Genomic DNA, 14,549 nt, shown 5'->3' on the forward strand with positions numbered 1-14,549 from the left:
TATCTGACATCTACGCGCGTTACGATCGCGGCGAAACCAGCGCCAAAAGAGGCGCTTCGGTCAGGTTGGAAGGACCACCCTCTTGCGCCGGGTAACCAAGATCGCTGCCGCGGGGCTCACCTCCGCCGCTCTCGCTCTCGCCGCCACCGCTTGTGGCAGCACGTCGGCCGACAAGGCCCAGTCCAATGACGCGCCGGCCTCGGCCGCGGGCGGCGTCAAGGTCGGTATCGCGTACGACGTGGGCGGCCGTGGCGACCACTCCTTCAACGACTCCGCCGCGCGCGGTGTCGACAAGGCCAAGGGGGAGTTCGGTGGCGAGGTCAAGGAACTGACCGCCAAGACCACCGACACCGAGGCCGACCGCCTGGAGCGCCTCAGCCAGCTCGCCCAGGCCGGGTACAACCCGGTCGTCGGCATCGGCTACGCCTACGCGAACTCGATGAAGCAGGCCGCGGAGAAGTTCCCGAACACGACCTTCGGCATCGTCGACTCCGTCGTCGACGCGAAGAACGTCGACAACATCGTCTTCACCGAGGAGCAGGGCTCCTACCTCGCGGGTGTCGCCGCGGCGCTGAAGACGGAGAAGAAGCACGTCGGCTTCATAGGCGGCGTCGACGTCCCGCTGATCAAGAAGTTCGAGGCGGGCTTCGTCCAGGGCGTCAAGGACACGGACAAGTCGATGAAGGTCGACGTCCAGTACCTGTCGCACGGTTCCGACACCTCCGGCTTCGCCAGCCCCGACAAGGGCAAGGCCGCCGCGCAGGGCATGATCGACAAGGGTGCCGACGTCATCTACACGGCGGCGGGCGGCTCCGGCTCCGGCGCCATCGAGGCTGTCAGCGGCACCAAGGGTGCCTGGGCGATCGGTGTCGACTCCGACCAGTACAACCAGGCCTCCCTGGCCAAGTACAAGAACTCGATCCTGACCTCGGTCGTCAAGAACGTCGACATCGGCGTGTACGACCTGGTCAAGTCGATCCACGACAAGAAGCCGCTGGTGGGCACCAACACCTACTCGCTGGCCGAGAACGGCGTCTCGCTCGCCACGAGCGGTGACTTCATCAAGGACATCCAGCCGAAGATCGACGCTGCCAAGCAGAAGATCGTCGACGGTTCCGTCAAGGTCGCCACCACTCCGTGACCTGTCGCGGCACGCGGGTCCGCCCCGCGTGCCGGCTGAGTTACGGGCCCGGCGAGGGGGGTATCCCTCTCCCGCCGGGCCCATAACAATGTGTCAACTCTACGCGCGTAAACCCGAGTTGACGCGCTAGCGTCACCGAACGCCCCCCGCCCCAACGCTCCTTCCCTCGAGGAGAGTGCACCATCAACGCGTCCAGCCCTCCCGCCGTCGAACTGCGCGGCATCACCAAACGCTTTCCCGGCGTCGTCGCGAACAGCGATATCGACATCACCGTCCGCCGAGGCACCGTGCATGCCCTCTGCGGCGAGAACGGTGCCGGCAAGTCGACCCTGATGAAGATCCTCTACGGCATGCAGAAGCCCGACGAGGGAACCATCACCGTCGACGGTGAGCAGGTCACCTTCGGCAGCCCCGCGGATGCCATCGAGCGCGGCATCGGCATGGTGCACCAGCACTTCATGCTCGCCGACAACCTCACCGTCCTGGAGAACGTCGCCCTCGGCGGCGAGAAGCTCTACGGCATCGGCAACAAGGCCCGCGCCAAGATCCAGGAGATCTCGGACGCGTACGGCCTCAACGTGCGCCCCGACGCCCTCGTCGAGGAACTCGGTGTCGCCGACCGGCAGCGCGTGGAGATCCTCAAAGTCCTCTACCGCGGTGCCCGCACGCTGATCCTCGACGAGCCCACCGCGGTCCTCGTTCCGCAGGAGGTCGAAGCGCTCTTCGACAACCTGCGCGAACTGAAGTCCGAGGGCCTGACCGTCATCTTCATCTCCCACAAGCTGGGCGAAGTGCTGTCGGTCGCCGACGAGATCACCGTCATCCGCCGCGGCACCACCGTCGGCACCGCCGACCCGCGCACCACCACCTCCCGCCAGCTCGCCGAGCTGATGGTCGGCAGCGAGCTGCCTTCCCCGGAGACGCGCGAGTCGACCGTCACCGACATACCCACGCTGACGATCCAGGACCTGAAGCTGACCGCCACCGACACCGACGGTGTCGTGCGGGACGTGCTCGCCAACATCAACTTCACGATCCACCGGGGCGAAGTCCTCGGCATCGCGGGCGTCGAGGGCAACGGCCAGGCCGAGCTCGTCGAAGCGATCATGGGTATGCGCGACCCCGACGGCGGCGTCATCACGCTCGACACCGCCGACATATCCCACGCGCCCACCCGCAAGCGGCGCGAGGGCGGCATCGGTTACATCCCCGAGGACCGCCACCGGCACGGCCTGCTCCTGGAGGCCCCCCTCTGGGAGAACCGCATCCTCGGCCACGTCTCCGAGCGCCCCAACTCCAGGAACGGCCTGATCGACGCCAAGGCCGCCCGTCTCGACACCGAGCGGATCGTGCGCGAGTACGACGTACGCACCCCCGGTATCGACGTCACCGCGGGCTCCCTGTCCGGCGGCAACCAGCAGAAGCTGATCGTCGGACGCGAGATGAGCCACCATCCCAAGCTGCTCATCGCCGCGCACCCGACCCGCGGTGTGGACGTCGGCGCGCAGGCGCAGATCTGGGACCAGATCAGGGAGGCACGCCGGGAGGGCCTGGCCGTCCTGCTGATCTCCGCCGACCTGGACGAGCTGATCGGCCTGTCCGACACCCTGCGGGTGATGTACCGGGGCCGCCTGGTCGCCGACGCCGACCCCGCCACGATCACCCCCGAGGAGCTGGGCTCCGCCATGACGGGGGCCGCCACCGGCAGCCTGGACCACCAGGTCGCGGCTGGGGGAGAGGACCGATGAAGAAGCTCACCTCCAGGTTCGACAAGGAGCGGCTGCTCCTCGCGGCAGCGGCGCCCGTACTGGCCGTGATCGCCGCGCTGGTCGTCACCGCGCTGGTCATCGCCATCACCGGCAAGAACCCCTTCGAAGCGTTCAACGACATGCTGTCGTACGGCTCCGCCAGCGACAGCCAGGTCTACATCCTCAACAAGGCGACCACGTACTACCTCGCGGGCGTCGCGGTGGCCATCGGCTTCCGGATGAACCTGTTCAACATCGGCGTCGACGGTCAGTACCGCATCGCGGCGTTCTTCGCCGCGGTCGTCGGCGGCATGCTGAATCTGCCGGGCATCATCCAGATCCCCGTGATCATCATCGTCGCCATGCTCGTCGGTGCCATGTGGGCCGGCATCGCGGGTGTCCTCAAGACCTCGCGAGGGGTCAGCGAGGTCATCTCGACGATCATGCTGAACTCGATCGCGACCGCGATCATCGGCTATCTGATCCAACCGGAACGGCTGGGCCAGCTCGACCAGGCCGGCACCCTGGTCTCCACCAAGCCGCTCTCCGACTCCTCGTTCTTCTTCACCCTGGACCTGGGCCCGGCCGGCCAGCTGTGGGGCTTCATCGTCATCGCGATCGTCGCGGGCCTCGGCTACTGGTTCGTCCTCGGCCGCACCCGCTTCGGCTTCGACCTGCGCGCCGTCGGCCAGTCCGAGTCCGCGGCCGCCGCGAGCGGTGTCAGCGTCAAGAAGATGGTCGTCACCAGCATGGTCCTCTCGGGCGCCATGGCCGGCCTGATCGGCATGCCGACGCTGCTCAACGAGAGCCACATGTACAGCAACGACTTCCCGCTGGGCATCGGCTTCACCGGTATCGCCATCGCGCTCCTCGGCCGGAACAATCCCATCGGCATCGCCCTCGCGGCCCTGCTGTGGGGCTGGCTGGAGCGCACCACCAACCACCTTGAAGTGATCGGTTACGACAAGGAGATCCTCGGCGTGATCCAGGGCGTCATCGTCCTGAGCGTCGTGATCGCCTACGAACTCGTACGCCGCTACGGCCTCAAGCGCCAGCAGCAGCGGGTCGGCGCCGAACTCGCCGCCCAGGCCGCCAAGACCGAGAAGCTGGAGGTGGCGTGATGACCGCCACGATGACCGACACTCCGCCCTCGGCGGCGCCGAAGTCGCCGGGGGCCAAGCCCGCCCGCTTCCGGCTGAGCTTCGCGCGGATCCTGCTGATCATCGCGGGAGCGCTGATCCTGCTCTCCGTCGTACGCGTCATCACCGGCGCGGACCAGCTCACCTCCGTGGGCCAGGTCGGCGCGTCCCTCGGCCTCGCCGTCCCGATCGGCCTGGCCGGTCTGGCCGGTCTGTGGTCCGAGCGGGCCGGCGTGGTCAACATCGGCCTCGAAGGCATGATGATCCTCGGCACCTTCGGCGCCGGCTGGATCGGCTGGCAGACCAGCCCCTGGCTCGGCCTCATCGCCGGTGTCGCCTTCGGTGTGCTGGGCGGCCTGCTGCACGCGGTCGTGACCGTCACCTTCGGTGTCGACCACATCGTCTCCGGTGTGGCGATCAACCTGCTCGCCCTCGGTGTCACCCAGTACCTCGCCAAGATCTTCTTCAACTCCGGCGAAGCGCAGACCATGGGCGGCAACCCGAAGCAGTCGCCACCGGTCGACTCGATCCCCGACATCACCGTTCCGGGGCTCTCGGACGGTCTCGCGACCCTCTCCGGTCACCACTGGTTCCTGATCTCGGACCTCGCGGGCATCGTCGGCGGCCTGGTCACCAAGGTCTCGGTGCTGACGGTCTTCGCGGCGCTGCTCTTCTTCGCCACCTGGTGGCTGCTGTGGCGCACGCCGTTCGGTCTGCGGCTGCGCTCCGTCGGTGAGAACCCGATCGCGGCCGAGTCGCTGGGCGTCAACGTCTACTCGTACAAGTACGCGGCCGTCGCGATCTCCGGCGGTCTGGCCGGCCTCGGCGGCGCCTTCCTCGCCACCGTCCCCTCGCACGTGTACCTGGAGGGGCAGACCGGCGGGCGCGGTTACATCGGTCTCGCCGCGATGATCTTCGGTAACTGGCGTCCCGGCGGCCTCGCCATGGGCGCGGGCCTGTTCGGCTTCTCCGACGCGCTCCAGTTGCGCAACGGCGGCGACACCGTCCACGCGCTGCTGCTCCTGCTGGTCGTGCTGCTCGGCCTGCTCGCCCTGTGGAAGGCGTACCGCAGGGCTACGGTCCAGGCGATCGGCAGTGCGGTCGTGGCCGCGCTCATCCTGGTCTGGTACCTGGTCACGGACACCGTCCCCGAGGACTTCGTCGGTGCCACGCCGTACGTCGTCACCCTTCTGGTGCTGTCGCTCTCGGCACAGCGGCTGCGGATGCCCAAGGCTGACGGTATGCGCTATCGCAGAGGACAAGGCAAGTGACCGGCCCGACCCCGGCTCCCCAGGGCGGCACCGGCACGGAAGGCGTCGACTGGGAGGGACTGCGGGCGGCGGCGCGGGACGCGATGTCCCGGGCGTACGCCCCGTACTCCCGTTACCCGGTGGGCGCGGCGGCGCTGGTCGACGACGGTCGTACCGTCACCGGCTGCAACGTCGAGAACGCCTCGTACGGGATCGGACTGTGCGCCGAGTGCGGTCTGGTCTCCGCCCTGCAGCTGAGCGGCGGCGGCCGGCTCACCCACTTCACCTGCGTCGACGGCGCGGGCGAGGTGCTGGTGCCGTGCGGCCGCTGCCGGCAGCTGCTGTACGAATTCGGCGGCCCGGCCCTGGTCCTGGAGACCCCGGACGGTATCCGCACGCTGGACGAGATGCTCCCGCAGGCCTTCGGGCCCGGGCATCTCGGCTGAGCCGCACCCCGGCTGAGCCCCCCAACGGGCCTCTCCGTCGCCGCGATCCGGCGGCGGAGGGGCCGCTCGAACCCCTTCGCTCTATGCGCGTAGAGAACCGTCCCGGCTACTCTCGCGTACGTACGACAGTCGTCGAAAGGACCGTCATGGACGTCATCTCCGTCATCCGCACCAAGCGGGACCGGGGCGAGCTGAGCCCCGAGCAGATCGACTGGGTGATCGACGCCTACACGCGCGGCGAGGTCGCCGACGAGCAGATGTCGGCCCTGGCCATGGCGATCCTCCTCAACGGCATGAACCGTACGGAGATCGCCCGCTGGACCGCCGCCATGATCGCCTCCGGCGAGCGCATGGACTTCTCCGCGCTCTCGCGCCCCACCGCCGACAAGCACTCCACCGGTGGCGTCGGTGACAAGATCACCCTGCCGCTGGCTCCGCTGGTCGCCGCCTGCGGCGCCGCCGTACCGCAGCTCAGCGGCCGCGGCCTCGGCCACACCGGTGGCACGCTCGACAAGCTGGAGTCCATCCCCGGCTGGCGGGCCCTGCTCTCCAACACCGAGATGCTGGACGTCCTGAACACCGCCGGCGCGGTCATCTGCGCCGCAGGCGACGGACTGGCCCCCGCCGACAAGAAGCTGTACGCGCTCCGCGATGTCACCGGCACCGTCGAGGCGATCCCGCTGATCGCCTCCTCGATCATGTCGAAGAAGATCGCCGAGGGTACGGGTTCGCTGGTCCTGGACGTCAAGGTCGGCACCGGCGCCTTCATGAAGACCATCGAGGACGCCCGCGAACTCGCCTCCACCATGGTGGGCCTCGGCACCGACCACGGCGTACGGACGGTCGCGCTGCTCACCGACATGTCCACGCCGCTCGGCCTCACCGCCGGCAACGCGCTGGAGATCCGCGAGTCCGTCGAGGTCCTCGCGGGCGGCGGCCCGGCCGACGTCGTCGAGCTGACCCTGGCCCTGGCGCGCGAGATGCTCGACGCGGCGGGCCTGAAGGACGCCGACCCGGCGAAGGCCCTCGCCGACGGCTCGGCGATGGACGTCTGGCGGCGCATGATCGCGGCGCAGGGCGGCGACCCGGACGCGGCGCTGCCGGTCGCCCGCGAGCAGCAGGTGATCACCGCTCCGTCGTCGGGCGTCCTCACCCGTCTCGACGCGTACGGTGTCGGCGTCGCCGCCTGGCGTCTCGGCGCTGGCCGCGCCCGCAAGGAGGACCCGGTCCAGGCGGGCGCCGGTGTGGAGCTGCACGCCAAGCCGGGCGACACCGTCACGGCCGGGCAGCCGCTGATGACGCTGCACACGGACACGCCGGAGAAGTTCGACTACGCGGTGGGCGCGCTGGACGGCACGTTCGACATCGCGGCGCCGGGCGCGGCCTACCAGGCGACCCCGGTGGTGCTGGAGCGCATCGCCTGACCCACGCTCGCGCGGAAAGTGCGGCACATGCGGGAAGCGCGGGAAGTGCGGGACGTGAACGATTGAGGCGAACGGGATCGGCGGAGCGCGCCGGTCCCGTTCCGCTGTGTGCCGCCGCGATGAGTTCCGCCCGTTCGGCCGGTCTCTTCGCTGTGGATCTCACGAAGCCGATCGTTCTGGTCGTCACCGGTCAGCTCACACCGGCCGATGTGCCCCCGCTGTGCGCGGAGTTGACCGAGGGGGCCGGGGTGGTCGTCGATGTCGGCGGCCTCACGCACCCGGACCTGACGGCCGTCGACGCCCTGGCCAGGCTGACCCTGGCCGCCCGGCGCCGGGGCTGCCGGCTCCGGCTGAGAGGCACCGGGCGGGAGTTGCGGCTGCTGCTGGACGGGGTGGGACTGGCTGAGACGATCCCGGAGGAGGCACGCGGGTCAGGGACGGGCGGTCCCTGACCCGCGCGCCGCCACCCGCGCGCTCACTCCTTGTCGAGCCGCGCCGGGAGATCGAACAGCGGGAACCACCGGTCCGTGTCCAGGAACGAATTGATCCCGCTGATCCGGCCGTCCACGATCTCGATGACCATGAGCGCCCACGGGGTGTACCCGTCGCCGGACTCGCTCGGGTGGTAGTGGGCGAAGGCCGGGGTGCCGTTGGCCACGGTCGGGATGAGCCGCGAGCCGCGGCAGACCGAGCCGACGCCGAGCATCCAGCCCACGATGTCGTCGTGGCCCTGGAGCCAGAGGTCGTACGGCGGCATGGAGAACGTCGCGTCCTCATGGAGCAGGACGGTCAGCGCCTTCATGTCGTAGCCCTCGAAGGCCGCGACGTACCGCTCCAGCAGGTCCTTCTGCTCCTCGTCGAGCGCGTCCGCCGCGTCGGTGGCGGCGGGGGCGCTCTCCGCGATCGTCGCGCGGGCCCGCTGGAGCGCGCTGTTGACCGAGGCGACCGTCGTGTCGAGCAGCTCGGCGACCTCGCTCGCCTTCCAGGCCAGCACCTCGCGCAGGATCAGTACCACCCGCTGCTTCGGCGGCAGATGCTGGAGCGCCGCGACGAACGCGAGCCGGATCGTCTCCCGCTCCACCGCCTTCTCGGCCGGGTCGGCGACCGACGGCAGCACCCGGCCGTCCGGCACGGGCTCCAGCCAGGTGACCTCGGGACGCGCGGTGAGCTGGGCCCGCGCCACCGGCGTCGGGGCGGAGAGATCCATCGGGCGGGCCCGGCGGTTCCCCGCGGTGAGCATGTCCAGGCACACGTTCGTCGCGATGCGGTACAGCCAGGACCGCAGGGAGGACCGGCCTTCGAACTTCTCGAAGCTCCGCCACGCGCGCACCAGGGTGTCCTGCACGGCGTCCTCGGCCTCGAAGGCGGAGCCGAGCATGCGGTAGCAGTAGCCGGTCAGCTCCGTCCGGTACTTCTCCAGCCGTGCGTCCAGGTCCTGCGTCGCTGCGAGATCACTCATCGGTCACTCCCGTTACCCCCGTCGGAACCCTCGGAACCGCTCCTTCGGAAGCTACCGCAGCGCGTGGACGAGCGGGGTCAGGTTCCCGGCTTGCGCCCATATACGAAGACGTCGTCGCCGGTCTTCAGCAGGGACCAGTACTTCGAGGCGTCGGTCTTGGTCATGTTCACGCAGCCGTGCGAACCCGGCGGGTTCCACATGCTCACGCCCACCGAGTGGAAGGCCTGGCCGCCGTCGAAGAACTGGCTGTACGGCATCGGCACGTCGTAGAGCGAGGAGACGTGGTCCTTGTGCCGCCAGTAGATCTTCTTCAGTCCGGTCCGCGTCTCGTACTTGTCACGTCCGGTGCGCACCGGGACCGGGCCGTACACCAGCTTCTTGCCGTCCTGGATCCAGCTCAGCTGGCGGGTCAGGTCGACGCAGGCGATGCGGCCCTTGTTGACCGGGCAGGTGCCGGCCTTGTTGGGGGTCTTGCCGGCCGCCTTCTGCTGGTTCATCAGATTCATCACGCCCCAGGTGACCGATCCGGCGTAGCCGGCGGCGGGGGTGATGCCGTGCTTCGACTGGAAGGCGCGGATGCTGGTGCAGTCGGTGGAGGACTGCTTCCCGTCCACCGGCCGGCCCAGGAACTTCTCGGCCTGCTTCTGGTACGGGCCCACCCCGGCCGTGCAGGAGGTGGCCGCCTGCGCGGGCGTGGCCCCGCCGAGCGCCGCGGTCAGCGGCACCACCAGTGCGGCTATCCCGGCCGCCACGGTTCCTCTGCGTCGCATCTGTCCCATCCCGCCCCGTCCCTCTCCCCTGCGCGTCACGCGTATGACGCGTTCTGGTTGGTAGACGGGCGAAGGGCGTGCGGAGTTGCACCGAGGGATGTGATTTACCTGGCGCGGTGCGGTGCGGTGCGGTGCGGTGCGGCGCGGCCCGGTGCTGCGGGGAGCGGCCCGGTGCGGTGCGGCGCTCAGCGGGCGGCGAGCGCCTGTCGCCGCTCCACCCGGGCGCACCGCGTCCCGTACAGCGTGATCGAGACGACGCCGGTCACCGCCAGCAGGCCGAGCAGGACCGTTCCCTCCCAGCCGCCGGCGTGGAAGGCGACCGCGCCGAGCGTGCCGCCCACGCTGCTGCCCAGGTAGTACGCCGACTGGTAGAGCGCCGATGCCTGGGCGCGGCCCGTCTTCGCCGTACGGCTCACCGACGACGAGGCGACCGCGTGGCCCGCGAAGAAGCCCGCCGTGATCAGGACCAGGCCGAGGAGCACGGCGGCGAGCGCGTCCGACAGGGACAGCAGCAGACCGGCCGTCGTCGTGCCGACCGCCAGATACAGCGCGCCGCGCCGGCCGAGGCGCGCGACCAGTCGTCCGGCGGCCGCCGAGGAGACCGTACCGACCAGGTAGACGAGGAAGACCGAGCCGACGATGCCCTGCGGCAGATCGAACGGCGCTTCCACCAGCCGGTAACCGATCACCGTGTAGACCGCGCCGAACACGGTCATGAAGAGCGCGCCGATCGCGTACAGCCGCCGCAGCAGCGGGTCGGCCAGGTGCCCGCCGACGGTCGTCGCCAGCGCGCGCGGGCTCAGCGAGCGGGGCGTGAAGTTCCGCGCCTTCGGCAGCAGGGCGCGGAAGACCAGCGCGCACACCACGGCCAGCAGTCCGACGGCGCCGAGCGCCGCGCGCCAGCCCCACAGCTGGGCGACCCAGCCGGTGAGGATACGGCCGCTCATGCCGCCGACGCTGTTGCCCGCGACGAACAGTCCGATGGCGGCGACCAGCGCCTTCGGCCGTACCTCCTCCGCGAGGAACGCCATGGCCGACGCCGGCACACCGGCGAGTGCCGCGCCCTGGACGGCGCGCAGCACCACCAGCCACTCCAGATTCGGCGCGAACGGCACCAGCAGCCCGAGCACGACCGCGACCACGAGCGACGCGGTCATCAGGGTGCGCCGGCCGAACCGTTCGGACAGGGCGCTCAGCGGCAGGACGAACAGGGCCAGCGCACCCGTCGCGGCGGAGACCGTCCAGCTGGCCTGGCCGGCCGTGACGCCGAAGTCGGCGGAGACGGACGGGAGCAGGGCCTGCGTGGAGTAGAGGAGTGCGAAGGTCGCGATCCCGGCGGCGAAGAGCGCGAGGCTCATGCGGCGGTAGCCGGGACGGCCGGGGGAGAGCAGGGACGAAGACCGCTCAGCCGTCCGGTCGGACAGCTGGGCGGACGTCCGGTCGGACGGCTGAGCGGACGGCTGAGGGGACGGCGCGGCGGAGGCACCCGGGATGGCGGGTGCCCCGGTACTGACTGAAGGCATACGACGACCGTAGGCACGCTCTTTTCATGCGTCCAATGCATGGAATGGCGATAATCGTTCCCATGGTGCATGAACCCAGCTCAGGGCCGCGCGTGTCATGGAACAGTTACGAAGACGACATGCCGGTGACAGCGGAACTGGACCCCGAGTCCTGGTCCGCCGTCCTCGCGCCCCGCCTCGCGTACTTCGCCGGCGTGGCCCGCCACGAACACGTCACCCGTGCCGCGCAGGACATGGGCGTCCCGCAGTCCACGCTCTCCCGGGCGATGGTCCGGCTCGAACAGGACCTGGGCATCGCCCTGTTCGCCCGCAAGGGCCGTACGGTCTCCCTCACCCCCGCGGGCCGGACGTTCCTGGCGTCGGTCGAACGGGCCCTCGCCGAGGTGGAGCGCGCCGCCGAGTCCGTACGGGCCGACGCCGACCCGGCCTCCGGCAAGGTCGCCTTCGGCTTCCTCCACACCATGGGCTCCGAGACCGTCCCCGGACTGATCCGGGCCTTCCGCGCCGACCACCCGCGGGTCCGCTTCCAACTCGTCCAGAACTACGGCGAGGCGATGATCGAACGCCTCCGGGCGGGCGACCTGGACCTCTGCCTGACCTCACCCATCCCGGACGCCCCCGATCTGGTGGCCCGCCGGCTGGACGAGCAGCGGCTGCGGCTCGTCGTCCCCGACGACCACCGGCTCGCCGGGCGCCGCCGGGTGCGCCTCGCGGAGGCCGCCGACGAAACGTTCGTCACGCTCGAACCCGGGTACGGGCTGCGCCGGATCACCGACGACCTCTGCGCCCAGGCGGGCTTCAAGCCGCGCGTCGCCTTCGAGGGCGAGGAGGCGGAGACGCTGCGCGGCCTGGTCGCGGCGGGCCTGGGCGTCGCGCTGCTGCCGCCGCCCGCCGTGGCCCGCCCGGGCGTGGTCGAGCTGACGGTCACCGCGCCGCGCGCCGTACGGGAGATCGGTGTCGCCTGGCTCGACGGCCACCCGGACACCCCGCCGGTGGCGGCCTTCAAGCGCTTCCTGCTCTCCCGGCGGGGCCAACTCCTCCCGGACTGAACCCCTTCCGGGCCGCTACCGCCGCAGCGACCGCCCGAACCCTGCCGCCAGCGGCATGCGCAGGCCCAGCGGCGGCGGCGCCGCCAGCGCGTCCGTGACCGGCCGGGAGTACGCGCGTGAGAGCAGCGCGCCCAGGACGAAGTCCCCGGCCAGTGCCAGGACTTCACTGTGGTGCTGGCGCAGCGCGTGGCCGTCGGAGTGCACCTCGAAGCGGCAGGTGTCCCGGTTGGTCTTCTTGGCGCGTTCGGCCAGCCGGAAGGAGAGCTCCGGATCGGTCCGCGCGTCATTCGTGCCGTGCACGATCATCACCTGACGGCCCACCAGCTGGCGCACCGGCTCCGGTTCGACGGCCCGGTCGTCCTCCGGCAGCCATGGTGCCATCGCCAGAACGGAGCCGACCGCGGCATGCCCGGCCGCGTGGAGTGCGGCACGGCCGCCCATCCCGAGTCCGGCCAGGCATATGGGCACGTCGCCGTAGCGGCGGCCCACCTCGTCCGCCGCCCACGCGGCGTCCGCCGCGAGCCGCGCGTCCGCGCCGTTCCAGCCGCGCCCGCGGTAGCGCACCACATGGACGGCCAGCCCTTCGGGCGCCCCGGCCCTGGCCAGCGACCTGGCGAGCGGCAGCACGCCGGCGTACGCGAGGGGCGAGGGGCGGCGGACGGAGTCCGGCTCGCCCTCGGGGAGGACCAGGACCACGCCGTCCACCGCCGATCCGGGTGCGGGTGCGGTGATCATCCGCCCCAGCCGTGCCCGTGGCTCCGCGCGGCGCACCCGTTCTGTTCCGGCCCGGCCTGCCGTACGTCCCCCCGGCCCGGGAACCGCCTGCTGTCCCATAACAGAACAGTCTCAGAAGGGCAGATGTACGCCACCCTTCCGCACGGTCACTGTTACATATCGACTCGGCTGATCTACGCGCGTAGGAGTTAGAGTTCGGAAATGACGAGCCAGACAAACCGTCCCCCGACAGCCGAACAGATCCGCCGCGCCCCCAAGGTCCTGCTCCACGACCATCTGGACGGCGGGCTGCGCCCCGGCACGATCATCGACCTCGCCCGCGAGGCCGGGTACGAGGATCTCCCGGAGCGGGACGCCGACAAGCTCGGCATCTGGTTCCGCGAGGCCGCCGACTCCGGCTCGCTGGAGCGCTATCTGGAGACGTTCGCGCACACCTGCGCCGTCATGCAGACCCGCGACGCGCTCCTCCGTGTCGCCGCCGAGTGCGCCGAGGACCTCGCCGAGGACGGCGTCGTCTACGCCGAGGTGCGGTACGCCCCCGAGCAGCACCTGGAGGGCGGACTCACCCTCGAAGAGGTCGTCGAGGCCGTCACCGAAGGCTTCCGGGAGGGGGAGCGGCGTGCCCGCGAGAACGGCCACCGCATCCGCGTCGGCGCCCTGCTCACCGCCATGCGGCACGCGGCCCGGGCCCTGGAGATCGCCGAACTCGCCAACCGCTACCGCGACGCCGGAGTCGTCGGCTTCGACATCGCGGGCGCCGAGGCCGGCTTCCCGCCCACCCGTCACCTCGACGCGTTCGAGTACCTCAAGCGGGAGAACAACCACTTCACCATCCACGCCGGCGAGGCCTTCGGGCTTCCCTCGATCTGGCAGGCGCTCCAGTGGTGCGGCGCCGACCGGCTCGGCCACGGTGTGCGCATCATCGACGACATAGAGGTGGCCGAGGACGGTTCGGTGAAGCTGGGCCGGCTCGCCGCGTACGTACGGGACATGCGCATCCCCCTGGAGCTGGCGCCCAGCTCCAACCTCCAGACCGGCGCGGCCGACTCCATCGCCGAGCACCCCATCGGTCTGCTGCGCAAGCTGCATTTCCGCGCGACGGTCAATACCGACAACCGCCTGATGAGCGGCACCAGCATGACCCACGAATTCGAGCTGCTGGTCGAGGCATTCGACTACACGCTCGATGACATGCAGTGGTTCACAGTCAATGCGATGAAATCAGCATTCATTCCTTTCGACGAACGCCTGGCCATGATCAATGACGTCATCAAGCCCGGATATGCCGAGCTGAAATCCGAATGGCTGTTCAGGCAGACCGCCGTGACCAGCTAGTACCCGGTACGGGCAGGTCTCCCGGACAGATGGTGGAGCGGTCGGGAACACGTCTTTCCGACCGCTCCCTGGTGTTTGCGGGCATGCGCGCGGCTGGCTAACTTGCAGAGCCGCTCACCACCCCCATTCCCCAAGGACGAAATCCCCGATGAAGAAGTCCGTCGTCAAGACTCTGGGTGTCGCCGCTGTCGGTGCCGCCCTCGCCGCCACCGCCGCCGGCAGTGCCTCCGCCGCCGCGCCCGCCCCCGTCGTCCCGCCGGCCCCCGCCGGACTGGACCTCGTCACCAAGACGCTGCCGATGAACGAGGTGGCCGGGCAGCTGCCCGCGCCCCTCGGTGATGCCGCGACCGCGCTCGGCACCGTCCAGCAGACCGCGCCCCTGGGGCTCCAGGGCCTCACGACCGCGAACCCCCTGAAGTCGCTGCTCGGCGGACTGCCGGTCAACGGCCTGGCGAACGGCGGCCTCCCGCTCAACGGGATCCCGCTCGGCGGCTGAGCCCGCCGGCTTCCCCACGGCGGCGCCGGCTCCC

Annotated in this window: 14 protein-coding genes; 10 read left to right on the top strand and 4 right to left on the bottom strand. The window is 70.3% G+C overall.

Annotated features, from left to right (window positions below; genetic code table 11):
* The first annotated feature begins 82 nt into the window (after positions 1–82).
* The 7 genes from ACIBAE_RS03825 (at position 83) to ACIBAE_RS03855 (ending at position 7,600) form a co-directional block, all read left to right on the top strand.
* Positions 83–1,141 (top strand): BMP family protein, encoded by a 1,059-nt coding sequence (locus ACIBAE_RS03825; protein ID WP_399282179.1) that lies wholly within the window; start codon positions 83–85, stop codon positions 1,139–1,141.
* Between the two features lie 212 nt (positions 1,142–1,353).
* Positions 1,354–2,889 (top strand): ABC transporter ATP-binding protein, encoded by a 1,536-nt coding sequence (locus ACIBAE_RS03830; protein WP_399282560.1) that lies wholly within the window; start codon positions 1,354–1,356, stop codon positions 2,887–2,889.
* Positions 2,886–4,010, top strand: coding sequence for an ABC transporter permease (locus tag ACIBAE_RS03835; protein WP_399282180.1), 1,125 nt, complete (start codon positions 2,886–2,888; stop codon positions 4,008–4,010). Before ACIBAE_RS03830 ends, ACIBAE_RS03835 begins: the two co-directional genes overlap by 4 nt.
* Positions 4,010–5,299 (top strand): ABC transporter permease, encoded by a 1,290-nt coding sequence (locus ACIBAE_RS03840; RefSeq protein WP_399282181.1) that lies wholly within the window; start codon positions 4,010–4,012, stop codon positions 5,297–5,299. Before ACIBAE_RS03835 ends, ACIBAE_RS03840 begins: the two co-directional genes overlap by 1 nt.
* On the top strand, positions 5,296–5,724 hold the full coding sequence (locus ACIBAE_RS03845) for a cytidine deaminase (protein WP_399282182.1): 429 nt from the start codon (positions 5,296–5,298) through the stop codon (positions 5,722–5,724). The genes ACIBAE_RS03840 and ACIBAE_RS03845 overlap by 4 nt, the downstream gene beginning before the upstream one ends.
* 146 nt (positions 5,725–5,870) lie before the next feature.
* On the top strand, positions 5,871–7,148 hold the full coding sequence (locus ACIBAE_RS03850; RefSeq protein ID WP_399282183.1) for a thymidine phosphorylase: 1,278 nt from the start codon (positions 5,871–5,873) through the stop codon (positions 7,146–7,148).
* A gap of 119 nt (positions 7,149–7,267) precedes the next feature.
* On the top strand, positions 7,268–7,600 hold the full coding sequence (locus tag ACIBAE_RS03855) for an STAS domain-containing protein (protein ID WP_399282184.1): 333 nt from the start codon (positions 7,268–7,270) through the stop codon (positions 7,598–7,600).
* A 23-nt stretch (positions 7,601–7,623) separates the two neighbouring features.
* On the opposite strand, the gene ACIBAE_RS03860 is transcribed toward ACIBAE_RS03855, so the two are convergent.
* The 3 genes from ACIBAE_RS03860 to ACIBAE_RS03870 form a co-directional block, all read right to left on the bottom strand.
* A complete protein-coding gene (locus ACIBAE_RS03860; RefSeq protein WP_399282185.1) occupies positions 7,624–8,607 on the bottom strand; it encodes a sigma-70 family RNA polymerase sigma factor in 984 nt (327 codons plus the stop codon).
* Between the two features lie 77 nt (positions 8,608–8,684).
* Positions 8,685–9,386, bottom strand: coding sequence for a L,D-transpeptidase (locus ACIBAE_RS03865; RefSeq protein WP_399282186.1), 702 nt, complete (start codon positions 9,384–9,386; stop codon positions 8,685–8,687).
* A gap of 176 nt (positions 9,387–9,562) precedes the next feature.
* Entirely contained in the window at positions 9,563–10,900 is a 1,338-nt protein-coding gene (locus ACIBAE_RS03870) for an MFS transporter (protein ID WP_399282187.1), read from the bottom strand.
* 62 nt (positions 10,901–10,962) lie between these two features.
* Here ACIBAE_RS03870 and ACIBAE_RS03875 point away from each other — a divergent pair, with 62 nt between their 5' ends.
* Complete coding sequence (locus ACIBAE_RS03875) at positions 10,963–11,949, top strand: LysR family transcriptional regulator (protein WP_399282188.1); 987 nt, start codon at positions 10,963–10,965, stop codon at positions 11,947–11,949.
* A gap of 15 nt (positions 11,950–11,964) precedes the next feature.
* Here the strand turns inward: ACIBAE_RS03875 and ACIBAE_RS03880 are convergent, their stop codons facing one another.
* A complete protein-coding gene (locus ACIBAE_RS03880) occupies positions 11,965–12,684 on the bottom strand; it encodes an alpha/beta hydrolase (protein WP_399282190.1) in 720 nt (239 codons plus the stop codon).
* 201 nt (positions 12,685–12,885) lie between these two features.
* On the opposite strand from ACIBAE_RS03880, the gene ACIBAE_RS03885 reads away from it, so the two are divergent.
* Positions 12,886–14,019 carry an adenosine deaminase gene (locus ACIBAE_RS03885; RefSeq protein WP_399282191.1) on the top strand — a complete coding sequence of 378 codons (1,134 nt, stop codon included), beginning with the start codon at positions 12,886–12,888 and terminating at the stop codon, positions 14,017–14,019.
* Positions 14,020–14,167: 148 nt separating this feature from the next.
* The gene (locus tag ACIBAE_RS03890; RefSeq protein WP_399282192.1) at positions 14,168–14,515 is read left to right on the top strand and encodes an ATP-binding protein; all 348 of its coding nucleotides are present in this window, start codon (positions 14,168–14,170) and stop codon (positions 14,513–14,515) included.
* Positions 14,516–14,549: the final 34 nt, after the last annotated feature.

This window comes from Streptomyces sp. NPDC051569 (genome assembly GCF_044454085.1).
Classification (GTDB): domain Bacteria; phylum Actinomycetota; class Actinomycetes; order Streptomycetales; family Streptomycetaceae; genus Streptomyces.